The following is a 20,347-nucleotide window of genomic DNA, read 5'->3' as shown; positions in this document are numbered from 1 at the left end:
CCCGCATGTCCGGCCTTCCCCCACTACAGATCCAGTCCTGGCTGGCGCCAGTAGAGACCATCGCCGATCGATGCCGTCGTCTCAGTCGCTCTTGATACCGTTGTCCTGGATCACCTTGCCCCACTTCTTGTAGTCGTTGCGCATGCGCGCGGCCAGCTGCTCGGGCGGCTGGTAGGCCGCGACCGTGCCGGCGCCCAGCATCTTTTCCTGCACCACCGGATCGGCCAGCGCGGCCTTGAGTTCGGCCGACAATCTGGCGATCACGTCCTTGGGCGTGCCGGCGGGGGCCAGCAAGCCGCCCCAGGCGGTTGCCTCGAAGCCGGGGAAGCCCTGCTCCGCCACTGTCTTCACATCGGGCGTAAAGCTCACGCGCCTGGCCGAGCCTACCGCGATGGGCCGCAGCTTGCCGGCCTTGATATGCGGCAGCGCCGCGATCATGTCCGAGAACATCATTGGCACCTGTCCGGCCAGCAAATCCGAGATCGCCGGCGCGCTGCCCTTGTAGGGCACATGCTGGACATCGAAATGCCCCAGGTTCTTGAGCAGCTCCGTGGACAGGTGGCCAAAGCTGCCATTGCCGGCGCTGGTGTAGTTGAGCGCGCCAGGCCGGGCCTTGGCGCGGGCGATGTATTGCTGCAGGTCCGTCACGTCGGGCATGGCCTGCGGATTGACCACCATCACGATGGGCAGGTCATAGGCGGCACCGACCGGCGTGAAATCCTTGAAGATGTCGTAGCCCTTGCGGCTGATCAGGTGCGGCGCCAGCAGCGTGGGCGTGGCCAGCACCATCAGGGTGTAGCCATCCGGCACGCTCTTGGCGACCGCCTCCGCGCCGATCGTGCCGGAGGCGCCCGGGCGGTTGTCCACCACCACTGTCTGCTTGAGCGATTCACCCATTTTCTGGCCGATGATGCGTGCGGCGGTATCGGTCGGGCCGCCCGGCGGGAACGGCACGACAAGGCGGATCGGCTTGGAGGGATAGGCCTGCGCGAATGCTTGCGATGCGCACAGCGGCAGCGCGGCAACCAGGAGGGCCGCGCCTGCGCGGCGCGTGAAAGTACGACGGCTTGTCTTCTGCATGATGGGTATGAAACGGTATCCAGCAATGACGCGTGCCGGCTCAACAGCCCCCGCGCGCGTCGGCGATCCAGCAAACTAACGGGAAAGACAGGACAAAGCTTCGATGGCCTCCTCCATGACCGGTCACGGCCGGTCTTATCGTTTTTGGACGGCAAACCGGCTGGCATGCGCCCGCCGGCTTCAGGGTGTCAGAGCTTCAGCGGGCCGGGGCGGAACAGCCGCGCGTCCATGACGCGCAGGTCGGCCGCCACCGTGACCGGCGTGGCGCACTGATCCAGCACATCGCGCTGCAGGTCGATGCCGGGCGCGATCTCGATCAGCGTCAGGCACTCGGCGCCAATCGCATCGGGCCGCATCTCGAACACCGCACGCTCGGTGATGTAGAGCACGGGGATGCCCAGCGAGGCCACGTAGGGACCGTTGAAACTGAGATGCGAAACCTGCGGCACGATCTTCTTGACGCAGCCCTCGCGCACGATGCGCAGGGCGCCATCCTCGGCGCACGCCTCGAGGCCGCCGGCGGTAAGCGTGCCGACGAACACCACGGCCTTGGCACTCTGCGTGATATTGATAAAGCCGCCGACACCGGCGATCAGGGCGTTGTCGCCTTCGCCGAACTTGCTGACATTGACGTTGCCATGCCCGTCCAGCTCGGCCAGCCCGAGGATGGCGAGATCGATGCCCCCGCCCTCGTAGAAATCGAACTGCGCCGGCTGGTCGACCACCGCCTCCGGATAAGCCGAGGCGCCAAAGCTGAGGCCATCGGCCGGCGTGCCGCCGATCGGGCCGGCCTCAACAGTCAAGGTAAAGCCGTCGAGGCCGGCTTGCGCCGCCAGCATGCCGACGGCGGCAGGCATGCCGACCCCCAGGTTCACCACGCGCGGCTGCCGGCGCGCCAGTTCCAGCACCGCGCGGCGCTGCACGATGGTACGGGCGTCAAGCGCGGGGGCTGCAGCCGGTGCGGCCGCGGCACTCGCTGTCGCGCCCTGCCACGGCGCGATATAGGCCGGGTTGAATGACTCGGCGAACGTCATCTGGTGATGCGCCGGGTCCGTGCTGACCACCACGTAGTCGACCAGGATGCCGGGCACATGGATGGCGTGCAGATTGTCGTGACGATCCACCAGCGACTCCACTTGCGCGATCACGATGCCACCCGAATTGTGGGCCGCCTGCGCCATCGCCAGCAGTTCGTGATGAAAGGCCTCGCGGTGCGTGCTCAGGTTGCCGCGGCTGTCGGCCGCGGTGCAGCGGATCAGCGCGCAGTGGATCGGGAAGCTTGGATAGAACAGGTATTCGTCGCCACGAAACTCGATCGCCTCGACCCAGTTGGCGCGGTTCCCGGCGATCGCCTGCTGCGCGCTGCGGTTGATCGCGCCGCCATGGTAGCGGCTGTCCTGTGCCGTGCGCGGATCGACGAAGGTGTGCAGGCCGATCCTCGTCATCACGCCAGGCTTGCCGCCGGCGATGGCACGGTACAAGTGCGTCAGCACACCCTGCGGCAGGTTGTAGCCCTCGCACTGCTCGGCCATGGCCAGCGCCGCCAGCCGCGTGGCGGAACGCCAGTGCCCGCCGACGATACGGCCGGTCATGCCGGCATTGCCAAAGTGGTTGACCCCGCGCGCGCCCTGGTCGCCCTGCCCCGCCGAATACACCAGCGTCAGGTCGCGCGGCATGCCGCTGTCCAGGAAGCGCCGCTCGAGCGCCTCCGTCACGGCCTCGGCATGCCCGGCCCCGACAAAACCGGCACTGGCCACGGTCCAGTGGGATTGCACGAGCGCAGCGGCCTGCTGCGCGCTGATGACCTTCATGGCTGTCTCCATCGTATTCTTTTCGCCGGCCGCATGGCGGCGGGCTGGTTGGCCCGCGTTGCGTCTCACCATGTTTTGCGAACATTTGTTCGCAAAACGCATATCATACGGAGTCATGCCGGCATCGCGCAAGTACGTTCAGCGCACTAGAATCACGCTATTTCCTCCACTCCCCGCCAATGAACAGCCCCGACACGCCCCAGGACAACCCGCAAAAAAGGGACGAGCTGCTCGATTCGCTGACCAAGGGACTGGCGCTGCTGCGGCTGTTTGCCTCCGGCGCACCGAGCCTCACCGTGCAGGATGTGGCGGAGCAGCTTGACGTCACCCGCGCCGCGGCGCGGCGCCTGCTGCTGACATTGCAGCACAATGGATACCTCGCGCAGGATGGCCGGGAGTTTTCCATCACGCCACGCGTGATGGACCTGGGCTTTGCCTATTTCGCCTCGATGAACCTGCCGCGCCTGGCCGGGCCCTACCTGAAAGCGCTGTCGGAAGAAGCGGGCGAAACCTGCTCGCTGGGCGTGCTCGATGGCGAATCGGTAGCACTCGTCGCGCGCGAGGAGCCGCCGCAGATCCTGCGCGTAGACATGGGCGTGGGCCGCCGCATGCCGGCCTACGCCCACTCCCTGGGCCGCGTGCTGCTGGCGGGACTGGACGACGCGGCACTCGAGGCCTATCTCGCCACGGCACAACTGCGCAAGCTCACGCCGTTCACGGTCAGCTCGCGCACGGCGCTGGCGCGCACCCTCAAGCAGGTGCGCAGCGACGGCTATTGCACGCTCGTCAGCGAACTGGTGGATGGCTTCGCCGGCATCTCGGTGCCGCTGCGCGCGGAATCGGGCAAGGTGGTAGCCGGGCTGGGTTTCAGCATGGTGCTGGGCAGCCGGGATAAAGCGCATCTCGTGCGCCACCACTTGCCGGCGCTGAGGCGCGCGGCCGGTGACATCGAAGCGCTGCTGCGCAGGCGCTAAGCCCTCGGCAAGAACCGCCGGCCCGGCGCCGCGCCGCGAGAGCCCGGACGCCAGTCCAGGGCATGGCCGCCGCGCAGGGCCTAGGATGGCGCCGCGTAAGCCGGCACGCCCCCTCCCTGTCGGACCGGCTGCGCGGCAGGAAGCCACACGTCACAAAGAAAAAAGAAGCCCCGCAGGTTTCCCTGCGGGGCTTCTTTTTTCCAACAATGGTGGGCCTCCCGTGAGTCGAACACGGCACCAACGGATTATGAGTCCGCTGCTCTAACCAGGCATGAGCTAGAGGCCCGGGGAAGTCAGACCGGCGAACCGGTCAGCTGCCTTCGAGGAAACTCTTCAGCTTGTCGGAGCGGCTTGGGTGACGCAGCTTGCGCAGTGCCTTGGCTTCGATCTGGCGAATCCGTTCACGGGTGACGTCGAACTGCTTGCCGACTTCTTCCAGTGTGTGATCCGTGCTCATTTCGATACCGAAGCGCATCCTCAAGACCTTCGCTTCGCGCGGGGTCAGAGAGTCTAGCACGTCCTTGACCACATCGCGCATGGATCCATGCAGCGCTGCTTCGGCCGGGGCCAGCGTATTGGTGTCTTCGATGAAGTCGCCCAGATGGGAATCGTCGTCGTCGCCGATCGGCGTTTCCATGGAGATCGGTTCCTTGGCGATCTTCATGATCTTGCGGATCTTGTCTTCCGGCATCTCCATCTTCTCGGCCAGCGTTGCCGGATCCGGCTCGTTGCCGGTTTCCTGCAGGATCTGGCGCGAGATGCGGTTCATCTTGTTGATCGTTTCGATCATGTGCACCGGAATACGGATGGTGCGCGCCTGATCGGCGATCGAACGGGTGATGGCCTGGCGGATCCACCACGTGGCGTAGGTGGAGAACTTGTAGCCGCGGCGGTATTCGAACTTGTCCACAGCCTTCATCAGGCCGATATTGCCTTCCTGGATCAGGTCGAGGAACTGCAGGCCGCGGTTGGTGTACTTCTTGGCGATCGAGATCACCAGGCGCAGGTTGGCCTCGGTCATCTCGCGCTTGGCTTCGCGGGCGCGCTTCTCGCCCTCGCTCATCTTGCGGTTGACGTCCTTCAGTTCCTTCAGCGGCAGTACCACGCGCGCCTGCAGGTCGATCAGCTTTTGCTGCAGCTCGTGCACGGCCGGCACGTTGCGTTCGACGATGGTGCTGTACGGCTTGCCATCGGCGATGATGGTGCCGATCCACTCGAGGTTGGTTTCATTGCCCGGGAAGCGGGCGACGAAATCCGCGCGCGACATGCCGCACTTGTCCACCACGATCTTCAGGATGGAGCGTTCGAGCTTGCGCACTTCGTCCACCTGGCCACGCAGCGTGTCGCACAGGCGTTCGACGTTGCGCGCGGTGAAGCGGATGGTCATCAGCTCGTTCTGGATGGCTTCCTGGGCCTTGACGTAGGCCTTGGACTTGTAGCCTTCCTTCTCGAAGGAACGACGCATCTTGTCGAACTGCTCGGCGATCACCCGGAATTTCTCCAGCGCGCCCTGCTTCAGTTCCTCGAGCTGGCGTGCGGAAGCAGCCAGGCCGCCGGCGTCGTCGTCCTCGTCTTCCTCGGACTCTTCGTCGTCCGATTCCAGGTCCTCTTCCTCGGCCGCCGCCGCCACCACGGGCGCGGGCGCGGCCGCGGGCACGTCGTCGGCGTTCGGATCGATCAGGCCATCGACGAACTCGTCGATCTTGATCTCGTCGCTGGCAACGCGCTCGGCCAGCGCCAGGATCTCGGAGATCGTGACGGGGCAGGCCGAGATCGCCATCACCATGTCCTTCAGGCCGGCCTCGATGCGCTTGGCGATTTCGATTTCGCCTTCGCGCGTGAGCAGTTCCACCGTGCCCATTTCGCGCATGTACATGCGCACGGGATCGGTGGTGCGGCCAAATTCGGAGTCCACCGTGGACAGGGCGGCCTCAGCCTCTTCCTCTGCCTCTTCTTCGCTGGTGGCCGACGGCGCGTTGTCGTTGAGCAGCAGGGTTTCGGCATCGGGCGCCTGTTCGTAGACGGCGATCCCGATGTCGTTCAGCGTGGCAACCAGCGTGTCGATCGTTTCCGAATCGACCATGTCGTCCGGCAGATGATCGTTGATTTCCGCGTAGGTCAGGTATCCGCGCGACTTGCCCAGCTTGATCAGTGCCTTCAGCTTCTGGCGGCGTGCTTCCAGTTCTTCCTCGGTGCCCTGCTGGGTCGACGCGAACTCCTTGAGCAGGGCCTTTTCCTTGGCCTTGCGGTCGCGGGCCTTCTGCTTTTCGCTCCTGGGCGCGGCCGCCGGCGCTGCAGCGGGCATCTCGTCTTCGTAAAGCTCTTCAGTCACGTCGTCTGTTGTGCTGTCGTCGTGCTGCATCCCGGCCTTGGGCTTGCGGCCACGCTTCTTCGGCTCCGGCTTGACTGCCGGAGCGGCGGGACGCTCGGATGCAACGGGGGCGGAAGTGGTGGCATGCGGCGTGGCCTCGGGCCCGGTCGTACCCGCCGTGGGGCTGCCGGTCTTGGCGCTGGTCGCTGCCGTTCGCTTGCTCTCGACTTCGGTGTTCTGCTGTTTCGCCACGGTGATACTCTTGCCTTTCACTGGTACAGATGCGGCGTGCTTGCCGCTCGTATTGGCGCTATTGCCGCTCTCGCGTGCCGAAGTCGAGGGCATCGGGTTTTCGGAATTGCGGGTTCCGGTGGAAGCGGTCGCAGCGGGCGCCTTGGCGCTCCGAGCGGTCTTAGCTGGCACAGGCTGGGCTGGCGTCCTGACTGACGCGGCTGTCTTCTCAGCCGCCGCTGATGTCACGGACGCCTTGCCGCTCCCTGATTGGGGAGCTTTAGTGGAAACCTTTTCGGTTGCTTTGGCCTTTGCCATTGGCACGCTCACTTTCACCAGAACTGGAGAGAAAGATTTCGCAATCCAAACCGGTAATTGTAGCACGTCACAATTAGCCGGCTTCCCATCAGGTGAGGTTTTCACCTGAAAAATCAAGGCTTAAGCTCAGCAATGCCGGGCCAAGCCCTTATTTATTCTTCATTCGCGCATAACCTATCCGTCACACCGCGCCCTCCCCGGTTTGGCGTGCCGGACCTCAACCCAGCTGCCGCCGGCGGTTGATCTCCGTGACCAGCCAGCGCATGCGGCTCTTGGCCGCCTCGTCCGCCGTCCCCATGACCACCGACGCCTGCAGGCTGTCGAGTTCGCGGCGCAAAGGCCCGGCCAGCAGCTTGGCGATGGCGGCGTCGAACTCCTGCTGCGCCGGCTCCTCTTCGATCTCTTCGCGCAGCACCGCCGCGCGCACATTGGCATAGACCTCGGCGTACGGCGACTGCGCCAGATGCTCGCTGAAGGCGGCAAAGTTCACCTCGCCCCGCAACTCGTCGCACGCCGACACCAGGTGCGCCAGCACTTCGGCATCGGCCTGCTCGTCCTCCAGCAGCAGCACGCGGCTGTCGGCGTCGAGCCGGACCGAGAGCTGCGGATAGCACATCAGCAGCTGCAACACACGCTGCTCCAGCCCGGTCGGCGCCTGGCGCTTGCTGCGCGGCCGCGGCTGGGCGAAGCGGCCGACCCGTACCGGGTCGCTGGCCAGCCCGCAGACCGCTTCGATCTCGGCAGGCGTCGTTCCGGTCGCGTCCGCCAGTTCGCGCACGATCTGCAGGCGCAGGCCGCCGCCGGGCATCGCCTGCAGCAGCGGCTTGGCCTCGTACTGGGCGCGTGCGCGGCCTTCCGGCTGCCGCAATTCCTGCCCCTCGGTCACCACCTGGAGCAGGAAGCGCGACAGCGGCATGGCATCGCGCACCTGCGCGGCAAAGGCATCGGTGCCCTGCTCGCGCACATAGCTGTCCGGATCGTGCTCGGCCGGCAGGAACAGGAAGCGGATGGTCTTGTTGTCCGCCACATAGGGCAGGCACGCCTCCAGTGCACGCCGCGCCGCCCGGCGTCCGGCGGCGTCGCCGTCGAAGGAGAACACCACGGCATCGGTCTGCCGCAACAGCTTTTGCACATGCACCGCGGTGCAGGCGGTGCCGAGCGTGGCCACGGCGTTGGCAAAGCCAAGCTGGGCCAGCGCCACCACATCCATATAGCCTTCGACCACCAAAACATAGCCGGTTTCCCGGATCGCATGGCGCGCCTCGAACAGGCCATACAGTTCGGTGCCCTTGCTGAACAGCGGGGTCTCCGGGGAATTCAGGTACTTGGGCTCGCCCTGCCCCATCACCCGCCCGCCAAAGCCGATCACCTGGCCCTTGGTGCTGCGGATGGGGAACATGATGCGGTCGCGGAAGCGGTCGTAGCGCCGCGGCTTGCCGTCGGCGTCGCGCTTCTCGGCGTTTTCGATCATCAGGCCGGCCTCCACCAGGGGGCCGGCGATGGCGTCGTCGCGATAGCTGCCGAATACCGGTTCCAGCCCCTGCCAGTCGTCCGGCGCGTAGCCAAGGCCGAACTGCGCGGCGATCTCGCCGGTCAGGCCGCGGCCCTTGAGGTACTGGATGGCTTGCGGGGCACTGCGCAACTGGCGCCGGTAGAACTCGGTGGCGCGGGTCATGGCGTCGGACAGCGCGAGCGAGCGCGCCTGGTGCTCGGCACGCTGGGCCGGCGGCAGGCGATCACGCTCCTCGGGCACCGACAGCCCGACCGATTGCGCCAGCTCGCGCACCGCGTCGGGGTAGGACTGGCCGGAGTATTCCATCAGGAAGCCGATGGCCGAGCCATGCGCGCCGCAACCGAAGCAGTGGTAGAACTGCTTGGTCGGCGAGACCGTGAAAGACGGCGATTTTTCGTTGTGGAAGGGGCACAGCCCCATGAAATTGGCGCCGCCCTTCTTCAACTGCACGTATTTGCCCACCACATCGACTATGTCGACACGGTTGAGCAGGTCCTGAATGAAGGATTGCGGAATCACCCGGCTTGTCGTCCTCATGCACAGCCACCCGCGAGACCGGGCGCCGGCAATATCATCGTGATGGAAGGCGTGACCGGAACTACGCTTTCCGGCCCTTAACACTACATTGTAGTGCAGACGCAACGGATTGCAGCCAGCCGCGGCGTGGGGTGTCGGGCGGCCGGGGCCGGGGCACGCTCATGGCCCCGGCTGCACCGGCCGGGCGCGAAGCACGCCGGCTCCCGGCGGCGCCCCTGGCTCAAGCCCCGGCCAGCGCGGCCTTGACCAGGCCGGATACGGCCGTCATGTCGGCCCGCCCCGCCAGCCGGGGCTTGAGCACCGCCATGACCTTGCCCATGTCCTGCGGACCGGCGGCACCGCTTTCGGCCACCGCCTTCTGCACCTCGGCAGCGACTTCCGCATCGGACAGCGCTGCGGGCATATAGACCTTGAGCACTTCCACTTCGGCGCTTTCCTTGTCCGCCAGGTCGTTGCGGCCGGCTTGCTGGAACTGGGAGATGGAATCCTTGCGCTGCTTGATCAGCTTGTCGATCACGCCCTGCACGGCAGCGTCGTCGAGTTCGATGCGCTCGTCCACTTCCCGTTGCTTGATGGCCGCCAGCAGCAGGCGGATGGTGCCGAGGCGCTCGGACTCGCGGGCGCGCATGGCGGCCTTCATGTCTTCGCTGATACGGGCTTTGAGGGACATGGCAATTTTCCAGGAAAGAGTGGGCAGGACACTGGCGGCCTGGCAGGCACGCGAGCCACCGGGGCGCCAATGCAAAAACCCGCCGGAGCCGTGCCCACAGCGGGTTCTGATGCGGATGCGAAGGGTACGGTCAGTACAGCTTCTTCGGCAGCATCTGGCTGCGGATGCGCTTGTAGTGGCGCTTTTCGGCGGCGGCTTTCTTGCGCTTGCGCTCAGCCGTCGGCTTTTCGTAAAACTCGCGAGCCCGCAATTCAGTAATCAAGCCGTTCTTTTCGATGGTGCGCTTGAAACGGCGCATGGCAACTTCAAACGGCTCGTTGTCTTTCAGGCGGATCGTGGTCATTTTGCTGAAATAAGTGGCAGCTGTTAGCGGTTTTACGAAAGCTACAAGTGTAGCACAGGGATTGTCAAGACCGCACCGCGCAAATTTGCCGATACGCCGCTCAGGCCGCTCCCGCCGCCGCGGCTCGTGCGTTTTCCGCAACAGCCTGGCCAGCCGCCACGCCAGAGGCCCATGCCCACTGGAAGTTGTAGCCCCCCAGCCAGCCGGTCACGTCGACCACCTCGCCAATGAAATACAGGTTGGGCACCGTCCTTGCCATCATGGTGGCGGACGACAGCGCGCGGGTATCCACGCCGCCCAGCGTGACTTCGGCTTTGCGGTAGCCCTCGGTGCCCGCCGGCACCAGTTGCCAGCCGTTGAGCGCCGCACCGAGCCGGCGTAGTGCCTTGTCCGGCATGTCGTGCAGCGGCTGGGCGCCATTCAGGCCGGCCGCGGCGCACCAGGCGTCGGCCAGCCGGGAGGGCAGCCTCTCGGCGAGCAGGTTGGCCAGGTGTTTGCGGCTGCTGCCCTTTTGCTCGAGCAGCCAGGCGCCGGCGTCGTTGCCATCGAACAGGTCGATGGCGATGGGCGTGCCCGGGCGCCAGAAACTGGATATCTGCAGTACGGCCGGACCGGACAGGCCACGATGGGTCCACAGCAGGTCTTCCTTGAAGCCACCGGCCGTCTTCCCGCTGCCGGTGGCGATATCGACTTCCATCGACACCCCGGCCAGCGGCGCGAACGGCGCCCATCCCTGTCCGTCGAAGGTCAGGGGCACCAGCGCCGGCCGCGTCTCGGCCACGCCCAGCCCGAACTGGCGGGCAATGCGGTAGCCCAGGTCGGTGGCGCCGATCTTGGGAATGGAGAGCCCGCCGGTCGCCACCACCAGGGCGCCGGCCCGGATCGGCCCATGCGCTGTCATCAGCAGGAAATCCTCGCCCTCGCGCCGGACCTCGTCCACGCTGCATCCGGTTCGCCAGTGCACATTGCCGGCGCCGCATTCGGCACGCAGCATCTCGATCACCTGCTCGGCGCTGTCGTTGCAAAAGAGCTGGCCGCGATGCTTTTCGTGCCAGTCGATCTCATGGCGCCGCATCAGCGCAAGGAAATCCTGCGGCGTATAGCGTGCGAGCGCGGAGCGGCAGAAGTGCGGATTGGACGACAGATAATTGGCCGGCCCCGCCTGCAGGTTGGTGAAATTGCAGCGGCCGCCGCCGGAAATGCGGATTTTCTCGGCCAGGCGCGTGGCATGATCTACCAGTACCACGCTGGCGCCGCCCTGCCCCGCCACGGCGGCGCACATCATGCCGGCGGCCCCGGCGCCAAGCACCGCCACGTCAAAGCGTCCTGCGCGCGCACCGGTCTGGCCGGTCTCCGCGGTCTGCTTGTTGCCCATGCCCATCCTGCCTTGAAAGAAGCGGCGATTGTAGCGAAAAGCGGGGCTGGCGCCGCTGTGCTACCCTGCTGGCCTTGCGCCAGGCAGCCGGCCCGACGGCCAGCCGCCTGCGCCAACCCTTGATTTGCCGGCCTCGCCAGATGCCGGCCTTGCTGCTCCCATGCTTGTCCTCGGCATTGAATCTTCCTGCGACGAAACCGGCCTCGCCCTGTACGACACCGAAGCCGGCCTGCTCGCCCACGCCCTGCATTCCCAGATCGCCATGCACCGCGACTACGGCGGCGTGGTGCCCGAACTCGCCTCGCGCGACCATATCCGCCGTGTACTGCCGCTATTGCAACAGGTGCTGGACGAAGCCGGACGCACCCGCGCCGACATCGACGCCATCGCCTTTACGCAAGGGCCCGGCCTGGCCGGCGCGCTGCTGGTGGGCGCATCGGTTGCCAATGCGCTGGGCTTTGCCCTCCATGTGCCGATGGTGGGCGTGCACCACCTGGAAGGCCACCTGCTGTCGCCGCTGCTGACGCGCGATCCGCCGCCCTTCCCCTTCGTGGCCTTGCTGGTTTCCGGCGGGCACACGCAGTTGATGGAAGTGCGCGGCATCGGCGACTACGCCTTGCTGGGCGAGACCCTGGACGATGCCGCCGGCGAAGCCTTCGACAAAACCGCCAAACTGCTCGGCCTGAGCTATCCGGGCGGCCCCGAGGTATCGCGGCTGGCCGAGTTCGGCATGCCCGGCGTGTATGCCCTGCCGCGCCCGATGCTGCATTCGGGCAACCTCGATTTTTCCTTTGCCGGCCTGAAGACCGCGGTGCTGACGCAAACCCGCAAGCTGGCCAATGTGTGCGAGCAGGACCGCGCCAACCTGGCGCGCTCCTTCGTCGACGCCATCGTCGACGTGCTGGCCGCCAAGTCCATGGCCGCGCTCAAGCAGACCGGGCATCGCCGGCTGGTGGTGGCCGGCGGCGTGGGCGCGAATCGCCAGTTGCGCGAGCGCCTGGACCAGCTCGGGGCGCAGAAGAAGATCCAGGTCTATTACCCGGACCTGGCCTTCTGCACCGACAACGGCGCCATGATCGCCTTCGCCGGCGCCATGCGGCTGCAGGCCGCGCCCGAACTGGCGCAGCACAGCTACGGCTATGGCGTGACGCCGCGCTGGGACCTGTCGGACATCCGCTTGCCGGCGGCGCACTAGGCTTACCCGCGTCGTTCTCCCACCCGAACGCCGAGAAAAAAGCCACCTTTACGGTGGCTTTCCTACTTTCTTGTTGCCCGGCTATCGCCAAGCCGGCCAATTACGCCGCGCGCTTGTCACGCTCGATCACGGCATAGGCGCTGTGGTTATGGATGGACTCGAAGTTCTCCGCCTCCAGCACGTAAGCCACGATGCGCTCGTCCGCGTTCAGGCGCATGGCGATATCGCGCACCAGGTCTTCGACGAACTTTGGGTTCTCATAGGCGCGCTCGGTGACGAATTTTTCGTCGGGGCGCTTGAGCAAGCCCCACAGTTCGCACGAGGCTTCTTCCTCGGCCATGCGCACCAGTGCCTCGACCGGCAGGTCGCCCGCCAGCTCGACGTTCATGGTGATATGCGAGCGCTGGTTGTGCGCGCCGTATTGCGAGATCTTCTTCGAGCACGGACACAGGCTGGTAACCGGCACCAGGGCCTTCAGGAAGACCTTGGCCGCGCCGTTGCGCACCTCGCCGATCAGCGTGACTTCGTAATCCATCAACGATTGCACGCCCGACACCGGCGCGATCTTGTTGATGAAATAAGGGAAGGTGACCTCGATGCGTCCGGCCTCGGCCTCGAGCTTGACCAGCATCTTGTCGAGCAGCGAGCGGAAGGTGGCCAGTTCGAGCGGCTCGCGCTCTTCCTCGAGCAGCGCGACAAAGCGCGACATGTGCGTGCCCTTCTGGTCGGCGGGCAGGTGCACGTCGAGGTTGAAGGTGCCGACCGTGGCCAGCACGCCGGCGGGGGTCTTCAGCGACAGCGGATAACGCACGCCTTTCACGCCAACCCGCTGGATCGGGATCTGGCGGGTATCGAGGCTCGACTGCACGTCGGGCATCACGAAGGCGGGATTGATGTCATTCATATCGGTCAGGTTTCCTCTACGGTCGCGGCATTTTTCGCAGTCAACTTTGCCGCGCAACGAGTGTGAAACCGCGGGCGAGCGCAAAGCCGATGCCGTCCCGCAGCTGCGAACACAGAACCTGCGATTCTAAGGGAAATCGTCTATTGCTGCCCACGGGCGGGCGATACCCGCACGATCCATACGGATGATGGCGCGATCGCCGCCGCCATGCGGCTCTGCCAAAGCCCGGGCAAGGCCCGGAACCGGAACGAAGGCGGAACGGGGGTCGTACGATAACAGGAAGGAAAGGCGCCGGCGCGCCCGCCATCGGCGGACACGCCGGGATCGGGACGGATCAGGCCGCGCGCGTGGCGACTGCCGCCTGGGTCAGGCTGAAGCGCTCGCGCACGGCATGCTCGATGCCCGCCGCGTCCAGCCCGCATTGCGAGAGCAGGAAGGCCGGGTCGCCATGATCGACAAAGCGGTCCGGCAGGCCGAGCTGCAACACCGGCACGACGATGCCGGCGGCAGCCAGCGCCTCGAGCACCGCGCTGCCGGCGCCACCCATCACGCAGCCCTCCTCGACGGTGACGAGGTAATCGTGATCGCGCGCCAGCGTCTTCACGAGTTCCTCGTCGAGCGGCTTGACGAAGCGCATGTTGGCCACCGAGGCGTCGAGCGCCTCGGCCGCGCCCAGCGCCGGATGCAGCATGGAACCGAAGGCCAGGAAGGCCACGCGCTGGCCGGCCCGCGCGCCGCCGGTACGGCGCATCTCGCCCTTGCCCACCGGCAGCGCGGTGAGCGCGGCCTGCGTGGCCACGCCGGTGCCGGCGCCGCGCGGGTAGCGCACGGCGGTCGGGCACGCCTGCTGGTAAGCGGTGGTCAGCAGTTGGCGGCATTCGTTCTCGTCGGCCGGCGTCATCACCATCATATTGGGGATGCAGCGCAGGAAGGCGATGTCGTAGGCGCCGGCGTGGGTGGCGCCGTCGGCGCCCACCAGCCCGGCACGGTCGAGCGCGAACACGACCGGCAGGTTCTGCAGCGCCACGTCGTGGATCAACTGGTCATAGCCACGCTGCAGGAAGGTGGAATAGATCGCCAGCACGGGCTTGAGGCCTTCGCAGGCCAGACCGCCCGCGAACGTCACGGCGTGCTGTTCGGCGATGCCCACATCGTAGTAGCGGTTGGGAAAGCGCTTCTCGAACTCCACCATGCCCGAGCCTTCGCGCATGGCCGGCGTCACCCCCACCAGGCGCGGGTCGGCGGCGGCCATGTCGCACAGCCATTCGCCGAAGACCTGGGTGTAGGTCTTGCGCGCAGGCTTGGTCGACGGGCGGATGCCTTCGGCCGGATTGAACTTGCCGGGACCGTGATACAGGATCGGATCGGCCTCGGCCAGCTTGTAGCCCTGGCCCTTCTTGGTGACCACGTGCAGGAACTGCGGGCCGCCGCCTTCGAGGGCACGCTGGCGGATGTTCTGCAGCGTCGGCACCAGCGATTCGAGATCGTGGCCGTCGATCGGGCCGATGTAGTTGAAGCCGAACTCCTCGAACAGCGTCGCCGGCACCACCATGCCCTTGGCATGTTCCTCGAAGCGCTTGGCGAACTCGAGCACGGGCGGGGCCACCGACAGCACGCGTTCGATGCCCTTCTTGGTGGCCGCGTAGAACTTGCCGCTCATCAGCCGCGCCAGGTGGTTGTTGAGCGCGCCGACCGGCGGCGAGATCGACATGTCGTTGTCGTTCAGCACCACCAGCAGCGGCAGGTCCTTGTAGACGCCGGCATTGTTCATGGCCTCGAAGGCCATGCCCGCGGTCATCGCGCCGTCGCCGATCACGGCGATCGACACGCGCTTCTCGCCCAGCGTGCGGGCGCCCAGCGCCATGCCCAGCGCGGCCGAGATCGAGGTGGAGGAGTGCGCGGTGCCAAAGGTGTCGTATTCGCTTTCGCTGCGGCGCGGGAAGCCCGAGATGCCGCCCCACTGGCGCAGCGAATGCATGCGGTCGCGGCGCCCGGTCAGGATCTTGTGCGGATAGCTTTGGTGCCCGACGTCCCATACCACGCGGTCGTCCGGTGTGTTGAACACGTAGTGCAGTGCGATGGTCAGCTCGACCGTGCCAAGGTTGGACGACAGGTGGCCGCCAGTCTGCGACACCGATTCGAGCACATAGGCGCGGAGTTCGTCAGCCAGCGTTCCGAGCTGCCGGCGGTCCAGCCTGCGGAGGGCTGCGGGGTCGTCAATAGTTTTGAGCAGTGCGTAGGTCATGATGTCCGTTCGGCGGCCGGATTCTTGTGCCCGGTTGTCGGTTTTCCTGCTTATCAATTCAGTTCGAGCGCAGCACGATCAGATCGGCCAGTTCGCCCAGGCGTCTGGCGCGCGCGCCAAAGACAGCCAGCGCTTCGTGCGCCGTCGTCCGCAGCTGCTCCGCCAGTTGGCGGGCAGGCTCGAGCCCCATCAGCGATACATAGGTCGGCTTGTCGTGGGCGGCGTCCTTGCCGGCGGTCTTGCCCAGCGTGGCGGTATCCGCGGTCACGTCGAGGATATCGTCCACCACCTGGAACGCCAGGCCCACGGCGGCTGCGTAGCGCTCGAGCGCGGCCAGGCCGGCCTCGTCCACCGTGCCGCAGTACGCGCCCATGCGCACACTGGCGCGCAGCAAGGCACCGGTTTTCATGCGGTGCATCGCCTCGAGTTCGTCCAGCGACATGGCCAGGCCCACGTGCTGCAGGTCGATCGCCTGCCCGCCCGCCATGCCTAACGAGCCCGAAGCCCGTGCCAGCTCGGCCACCAGGCGCATGCGCGCGTCAGCGCCGAGCCCGGCCAGCGATGCGGCCTCGGCCAGCACCACGAAAGCCTGGGTCTGCAACGCGTCGCCCACCAGCAGTGCGGTCGCCTCGTCATAGGCCTTGTGCACGGTGGGACGGCCGCGGCGCAGGTCGTCGTCATCCATGCAGGGCATATCGTCGTGCACCAGCGAGTACGCATGGATCATCTCCACCGCGCAAGCCGCAGCATCGCACGCTTCGGGTGATGCGCCAACCACTTCGCCGGCAGCATGAACCAGCAGGGGACGTACCCGCTTGCCGCCGCCGAGCACAGCATACCGCATGCCTTCGTGGAGCGTGCAAGGCACGGTTACAGCGGCCGGCAGGGCGGCGTCGAGCGCGGCCTCGGTGCGGGCGCCCTGGGCGCCCATCCAGGCGGCGAAATCGCCGGCTTCGGCGGTCTGGCGCGAATCGCTCATTCTTGCTCTCCCGGGATGCCGGTTTCGGCGGTCACTGGCTTGAGCACGTCGCCCTCCAGCACTTTGACCTGCTGCTCCACGCGTTCGAGCATCTGCTGGCAATACCTGACCAGTTCCGCCCCGCGCTTGTACGCCGCCAGGGAGTCTTCCAGCGGCAGCGCGCCACCCTCCATGCTGGCTACCAGCCCTTCCAGCTCGGCCATGGCGGCCTCATAGGAAGCGGGCGGCGCGAGGGGCGACCGCTGGTCGGTCGGGGCCGGATCGATGTCGGCCGGGGAGCTCGTAGTCTTTGGCATTTCGGGCATTGAAACAGGGGAAGCTGGGATTTTACGCCAAAGCGGGACATTGCCCGCATCCCATCCGTCGGGTGAGGCGGAGGGCAACACCCGAAAGTGACTTGTGCGCTTGGGTCGTCTTTCCGAATGCGCCCCGAACGGCACCTCCATGACGACCCGGGTCGACTTTTTCGCTAAAAAGGCAAAAAAATCAGTCCCTTAACTTTTTCGCTCGGGTACAATCCGCGGTTCGTCAGCGTGAACTGCATCCATGCGCCCGGAGCGGGTCATGGCACGGCTGACAGTCTTTCCCAAATCGATTTCTTTTCGATGGTTGGGTTGTTCACTGCTTTCGCCTGTCATAGGGAGTGGGGATAATGTCCAATCTCAGCACCGCGCTGAAACTGGTGCCGGCTGATACGCAGCTGCCCGTCAACGTCTACTTCGACGAGCCACTGCATCAACAAGAACTGGAACTGCTGTTCAAGAAGGGCCCGGGCTATGTCGGCCACGAGCTGATGATCCCGGAGACGGGCGATTACCACGCCCTGGCGGCCGAGGAAGAAGGCCGCATCCTGGTGAGGAATGCCGACGGCATCGAGCTCCTGTCCAATGTCTGCCGCCACCGGCAGGCCATCATGCTCAATGGCCGCGGCAATGCGCAGAACATCGTCTGCCCCTTGCACCGCTGGACCTACGACCTGAAGGGTGAACTGCTCGGCGCGCCGCATTTCGCGGAGCAGCCCTGCGTGCACCTGAACCGTTCGCCGCTGCAGAACTGGAACGGCTTGCTGTTCGAGGGCCAGCGCGACGTGCGGGCCGACCTGGCTCGCCTGGGCGTGGCCGGGGACCTGGACTTCGACGGCTACATGCTCGACCACGTCGAGGTCCACGAGTGCAACTACAACTGGAAGACCTTCATCGAGGTCTATCTGGAAGACTACCACGTCGTGCCGTTCCACCCGGGCCTGGGCAGTTTCGTCTCCTGCGACGACCTGAGCTGGGAGTTCGGCGACTGGCACAGCGTCCAGACGGTTGGCCTGCACGCCGGCCTGAAGCGTCCGGGCAGTCCCACCTACCAGAAATGGCATGAGGCCGTACTGCGCTTCAACAACGGCGTGCTGCCGAAATACGGCGCGATCTGGCTGACGTACTACCCCAACATCATGGTGGAGTGGTACCCGCACGTGCTCGTGGTCTCGACGCTGCATCCGCTCGGACCGGACAAGACACGCAATGTCGTCGAGTTTTACTATCCCGAGGAAATCGTGCTGTTCGAGCGCGAATTCGTCGAGGCCGAGCGCGCCGCCTACATGGAAACCTGCATCGAGGACGACGAAATCGCCGAACGCATGGATGCCGGGCGCCGGGCGCTGCTAAGGCGCGGAGTCAGCGAAACCGGACCCTACCAGTCGCCGATGGAAGACGGTATGCAGCACTTTCATGAATGGTATCGCCGCGCCATGTCCTTCACCGGCTGACCTGCGGGCCAAGGCTTTGCGGCCTGCCGCAGTGGCAAATCAGGCAAAACGGACCGCCCCGGCGGTCCGTTTTGCGTTTGGTGCGGTGCACGCCCGCTGATACAATCGCCGCTTCCGGTGTGCGCCCGGCGCCGCGCCGGCCATCCGCCTTGCGCGGAGCCTTTCGAGATTCGAGAACCCGCGTGAGATCGGGGCCCGGATCGCGCGCTGTCTCATTCCTCCTTCGCCCCCGCCATGCAATCGCTCTGGATGCTGTTCGCCGCCTTCGCCTTTTCGTTGATGGGGGTGGGCGTCAAGCTGGCGTCCGAGTTCTACGGCACGGGCGAGATCGTGTTCTACCGCAGCCTGATCGGCGTCGTCATCATGTGGACGATACTGGCCTCGTCGGGCACCTCGGTACGCACGCCGCACATGGCCATGCATATCAAGCGCAGCCTGTTCGGCGTGACCGCCCTGCTGCTGTGGTTCACCTCGATCACCATGCTGCCGCTGGCCACGGCGATGACCCTGAACTACATGTCGCCGGTCTGGATCGCGCTGATCCTGGGCGCCGGCGCCGCGCTGACGGGCACCGGCGGCGCCGACCGCAAGCTGATCGGCGCCATCCTGATGTCGTTTGCGGGCGTGCTGTGCCTGCTGCAACCGTCCGTCGGGCACAACCAGCTCACCGGCGGCCTGATCGGCCTCATCTCCGGGATCTTTACCGCGCTGGCCTATGTCGAGGTCCGGCAGCTCGGCCAGCTGGGCGAGCCCGAAGGCCGCATCGTGTTCTATTTCTCGGCGGTCGGCATGACGATCGGACTGATCTGGATGCTGTACTCAGGCCCGAGCCCCCACAGCTGGCGCGGCGCGGGCCTGCTGCTGGCCATCGGGGTCCTGGCCACGCTCGGCCAGACCGCGATGACACGCGCCTACAAGCGCGGCAACACCCTGCTCACCGCCAACCTGCAATATGCCGGCATCGTGTTCTCCAGCCTGTGGGGCATGATGGTCTGGCGCGACCAGCTCAACTGGCTGTCCTGGCTTGGCATGGCGCTGATCGTCGCCAGCGGCATCGCCACCACCCTGACGCGGGCGCGCGAAAGCTCCAACCGGCAACCCACCGCCGACACCCCGGTCAAGTCGGCAGAAGCGGAAGTGCATCCCGAGGTGTAGCATCGTAGGCCAGTTGCGCTTTCCCAACCCAAGGTTATCCCATGTTCACCACCCTGATCTCCAGCCAGGACCTGCGCGCGCTGCGCGAAGACAGCGGCCGCCACAGCGTCGTGATCGACTGCAGCTTCGACCTCGCCAACCCGGCCGCCGGGCGCGAGGCCTACCATGCGGGCCATCTGCCCGGCGCCTTCTATCTGCATCTGGACAATGAACTGTCCGGCGAAAAGACCGGCGCCAACGGACGCCATCCGCTGCCCGATCCCGACACGCTGGCCGCGCGCCTGCGCGCGCTCGGCGTGAATGAAGCCAGCCAGGTGGTTGCCTATGACGCGCAGGGCGGCATGTACGCGGCGCGCGCATGGTGGCTGCTGCGCTGGCTGGGCCACGGCGCGGTCGCCGTGCTGGATGGCGGCAAGAGTGCCTGGGTAGCGGCCGGCCTGCCGCTCGAGGCCGGCAACGCGCCGGAACCCGAAACGCCCGGCACGCTGGCGCGCAAGGCCGCGCTGGTGGCCACCGTGGATGCCGGCGCGGTGCTGGCCAACCTGGCCAGGCCTGCGCGGCTGGTGGTCGACGCCCGGGCGCCGGACCGCTTCCGTGGCGAGAACGAAACGCTCGATCCCGTGGGCGGACATATCCCGGGCGCGGTCAATCGCTTCTTCAAGGACAACCTGCAGGACAACGGCGCGTTCAAGCCTGCCGCAGCGCTGCAGCAGGAATTCGGCCAGGTCTTGGGCAACACGCCCGCCAGCCAGGCCGTCATGCAATGCGGCTCGGGCGTGACCGCGTGCCACAACCTGCTGGCACTGGAAGTGGCCGGCCTGCCAGGTGCTGCGCTCTATCCCGGTTCGTGGAGCGAGTGGTGCGCCGACTCCGCGCGGCCGGTGGCCAGCGGAGCCTGAGCCCGGCGACCCTGGCGCGCATGCCTGGCTGGCGGCTCGCGCCGCCCAGGC

General features: G+C 66.2%; 16 protein-coding genes and 1 tRNA gene. 5 read left to right on the top strand and 12 right to left on the bottom strand.

All coding sequences use genetic code 11. The annotated features are described in order from the left end of the window. Window positions 1–81 precede the first annotated feature (81 nt). Together AC3FOF_RS02235 and AC3FOF_RS02230 are read right to left on the bottom strand one after the other, a co-directional pair. Window positions 82–1,080 (bottom strand): Bug family tripartite tricarboxylate transporter substrate binding protein, encoded by a 999-nt coding sequence (locus AC3FOF_RS02235; protein ID WP_488725650.1) that lies wholly within the window; start codon window positions 1,078–1,080, stop codon window positions 82–84. 188 nt (window positions 1,081–1,268) lie between these two features. Next, the gene (locus AC3FOF_RS02230) at window positions 1,269–2,891 is read right to left on the bottom strand and encodes an acyl CoA:acetate/3-ketoacid CoA transferase (protein WP_488725649.1); all 1,623 of its coding nucleotides are present in this window, start codon (window positions 2,889–2,891) and stop codon (window positions 1,269–1,271) included. 179 nt (window positions 2,892–3,070) lie between these two features. On the opposite strand from AC3FOF_RS02230, the gene AC3FOF_RS02225 reads away from it, so the two are divergent. After that, the gene (locus AC3FOF_RS02225; RefSeq protein WP_017227660.1) at window positions 3,071–3,865 is read left to right on the top strand and encodes an IclR family transcriptional regulator domain-containing protein; all 795 of its coding nucleotides are present in this window, start codon (window positions 3,071–3,073) and stop codon (window positions 3,863–3,865) included. A gap of 207 nt (window positions 3,866–4,072) precedes the next feature. Here the strand turns inward: AC3FOF_RS02225 and AC3FOF_RS02220 are convergent. The 6 genes from AC3FOF_RS02220 to AC3FOF_RS02195 form a co-directional block, all read right to left on the bottom strand. Then, a tRNA-Ile gene (locus AC3FOF_RS02220) sits at window positions 4,073–4,151 on the bottom strand. 24 nt (window positions 4,152–4,175) lie between these two features. Continuing rightward, on the bottom strand, window positions 4,176–6,521 hold the full coding sequence (gene rpoD / locus AC3FOF_RS02215; protein WP_430869510.1) for an RNA polymerase sigma factor RpoD: 2,346 nt from the start codon (window positions 6,519–6,521) through the stop codon (window positions 4,176–4,178). Between the two features lie 421 nt (window positions 6,522–6,942). Further along, window positions 6,943–8,757, bottom strand: a complete 1,815-nt coding sequence (gene dnaG, locus AC3FOF_RS02210; RefSeq protein ID WP_488725685.1) for a DNA primase — start codon at window positions 8,755–8,757, stop codon at window positions 6,943–6,945. A gap of 238 nt (window positions 8,758–8,995) precedes the next feature. Next, window positions 8,996–9,445: a GatB/YqeY domain-containing protein gene (locus AC3FOF_RS02205; protein ID WP_017226051.1), complete on the bottom strand. Its 450-nt coding sequence runs from the start codon at window positions 9,443–9,445 to the stop codon at window positions 8,996–8,998. 130 nt (window positions 9,446–9,575) lie between these two features. After that, window positions 9,576–9,788 carry a 30S ribosomal protein S21 gene (rpsU, locus tag AC3FOF_RS02200; RefSeq protein ID WP_017226050.1) on the bottom strand — a complete coding sequence of 71 codons (213 nt, stop codon included), beginning with the start codon at window positions 9,786–9,788 and terminating at the stop codon, window positions 9,576–9,578. A gap of 100 nt (window positions 9,789–9,888) precedes the next feature. After that, window positions 9,889–11,163 (bottom strand): BaiN/RdsA family NAD(P)/FAD-dependent oxidoreductase, encoded by a 1,275-nt coding sequence (locus AC3FOF_RS02195; RefSeq protein ID WP_017226049.1) that lies wholly within the window; start codon window positions 11,161–11,163, stop codon window positions 9,889–9,891. 160 nt (window positions 11,164–11,323) lie between these two features. Here AC3FOF_RS02195 and tsaD point away from each other — a divergent pair, with 160 nt between their 5' ends. Further along, window positions 11,324–12,358 carry a tRNA (adenosine(37)-N6)-threonylcarbamoyltransferase complex transferase subunit TsaD gene (gene tsaD, locus AC3FOF_RS02190; protein WP_017226048.1) on the top strand — a complete coding sequence of 345 codons (1,035 nt, stop codon included), beginning with the start codon at window positions 11,324–11,326 and terminating at the stop codon, window positions 12,356–12,358. Between the two features lie 100 nt (window positions 12,359–12,458). On the opposite strand, the gene folE2 is transcribed toward tsaD, so the two are convergent. From folE2 to AC3FOF_RS02170, 4 genes are all read right to left on the bottom strand, one after another. Then, entirely contained in the window at window positions 12,459–13,262 is an 804-nt protein-coding gene (gene folE2 / locus AC3FOF_RS02185; RefSeq protein WP_276267024.1) for a GTP cyclohydrolase FolE2, read from the bottom strand. A gap of 334 nt (window positions 13,263–13,596) precedes the next feature. Beyond that, a complete protein-coding gene (gene dxs, locus AC3FOF_RS02180) occupies window positions 13,597–15,507 on the bottom strand; it encodes a 1-deoxy-D-xylulose-5-phosphate synthase (RefSeq protein ID WP_276267023.1) in 1,911 nt (636 codons plus the stop codon). A 58-nt stretch (window positions 15,508–15,565) separates the two neighbouring features. Then, on the bottom strand, window positions 15,566–16,486 hold the full coding sequence (locus AC3FOF_RS02175) for a polyprenyl synthetase family protein (RefSeq protein ID WP_488725648.1): 921 nt from the start codon (window positions 16,484–16,486) through the stop codon (window positions 15,566–15,568). Further along, window positions 16,483–16,782 carry an exodeoxyribonuclease VII small subunit gene (locus AC3FOF_RS02170; protein ID WP_035807208.1) on the bottom strand — a complete coding sequence of 100 codons (300 nt, stop codon included), beginning with the start codon at window positions 16,780–16,782 and terminating at the stop codon, window positions 16,483–16,485. The genes AC3FOF_RS02175 and AC3FOF_RS02170 overlap by 4 nt, the downstream gene beginning before the upstream one ends. A gap of 356 nt (window positions 16,783–17,138) precedes the next feature. Here AC3FOF_RS02170 and AC3FOF_RS02165 point away from each other — a divergent pair, with 356 nt between their 5' ends. The 3 genes from AC3FOF_RS02165 (at window position 17,139) to AC3FOF_RS02155 (ending at window position 20,296) form a co-directional block, all read left to right on the top strand. Further along, window positions 17,139–18,242 (top strand): aromatic ring-hydroxylating oxygenase subunit alpha, encoded by a 1,104-nt coding sequence (locus AC3FOF_RS02165; RefSeq protein ID WP_017224913.1) that lies wholly within the window; start codon window positions 17,139–17,141, stop codon window positions 18,240–18,242. A 234-nt stretch (window positions 18,243–18,476) separates the two neighbouring features. Next, window positions 18,477–19,397, top strand: coding sequence for a DMT family transporter (locus tag AC3FOF_RS02160; protein WP_017224912.1), 921 nt, complete (start codon window positions 18,477–18,479; stop codon window positions 19,395–19,397). Window positions 19,398–19,438: 41 nt separating this feature from the next. Beyond that, window positions 19,439–20,296 (top strand): sulfurtransferase, encoded by an 858-nt coding sequence (locus AC3FOF_RS02155; RefSeq protein WP_488725647.1) that lies wholly within the window; start codon window positions 19,439–19,441, stop codon window positions 20,294–20,296. Window positions 20,297–20,347: the final 51 nt, after the last annotated feature.

The sequence above is a fragment of the Cupriavidus sp. 96C5-1 genome (genome assembly GCF_057798855.1).
This window is presented reverse-complemented; position numbering and strand designations above follow the sequence as displayed.

Bases quoted from the DNA above. Each gene is read 5' to 3' on its own strand.
- AC3FOF_RS02155 (WP_488725647.1), top strand. From the start codon at position 19,439: ATGTTCACCACCCTGATCTCCAGCCAGGACCTGCGCGCGCTGCGCGAA.
- AC3FOF_RS02230 (WP_488725649.1), bottom strand. From the start codon at position 2,891: ATGAAGGTCATCAGCGCGCAGCAGGCCGCTGCGCTCGTGCAATCCCAC.
- rpsU (WP_017226050.1), bottom strand. From the start codon at position 9,788: ATGACCACGATCCGCCTGAAAGACAACGAGCCGTTTGAAGTTGCCATG.
- tsaD (WP_017226048.1), top strand. From the start codon at position 11,324: ATGCTTGTCCTCGGCATTGAATCTTCCTGCGACGAAACCGGCCTCGCC.
- rpoD (WP_430869510.1), bottom strand. From the start codon at position 6,521: ATGCCCTCGACTTCGGCACGCGAGAGCGGCAATAGCGCCAATACGAGC.
- AC3FOF_RS02235 (WP_488725650.1), bottom strand. From the start codon at position 1,080: ATGCAGAAGACAAGCCGTCGTACTTTCACGCGCCGCGCAGGCGCGGCC.
- AC3FOF_RS02165 (WP_017224913.1), top strand. From the start codon at position 17,139: ATGTCCAATCTCAGCACCGCGCTGAAACTGGTGCCGGCTGATACGCAG.
- AC3FOF_RS02225 (WP_017227660.1), top strand. From the start codon at position 3,071: ATGAACAGCCCCGACACGCCCCAGGACAACCCGCAAAAAAGGGACGAG.
- dxs (WP_276267023.1), bottom strand. From the start codon at position 15,507: ATGACCTACGCACTGCTCAAAACTATTGACGACCCCGCAGCCCTCCGC.
- folE2 (WP_276267024.1), bottom strand. From the start codon at position 13,262: ATGAATGACATCAATCCCGCCTTCGTGATGCCCGACGTGCAGTCGAGC.
- AC3FOF_RS02195 (WP_017226049.1), bottom strand. From the start codon at position 11,163: ATGGGCAACAAGCAGACCGCGGAGACCGGCCAGACCGGTGCGCGCGCA.
- AC3FOF_RS02205 (WP_017226051.1), bottom strand. From the start codon at position 9,445: ATGTCCCTCAAAGCCCGTATCAGCGAAGACATGAAGGCCGCCATGCGC.
- AC3FOF_RS02170 (WP_035807208.1), bottom strand. From the start codon at position 16,782: ATGCCAAAGACTACGAGCTCCCCGGCCGACATCGATCCGGCCCCGACC.
- AC3FOF_RS02160 (WP_017224912.1), top strand. From the start codon at position 18,477: ATGCAATCGCTCTGGATGCTGTTCGCCGCCTTCGCCTTTTCGTTGATG.
- AC3FOF_RS02175 (WP_488725648.1), bottom strand. From the start codon at position 16,486: ATGAGCGATTCGCGCCAGACCGCCGAAGCCGGCGATTTCGCCGCCTGG.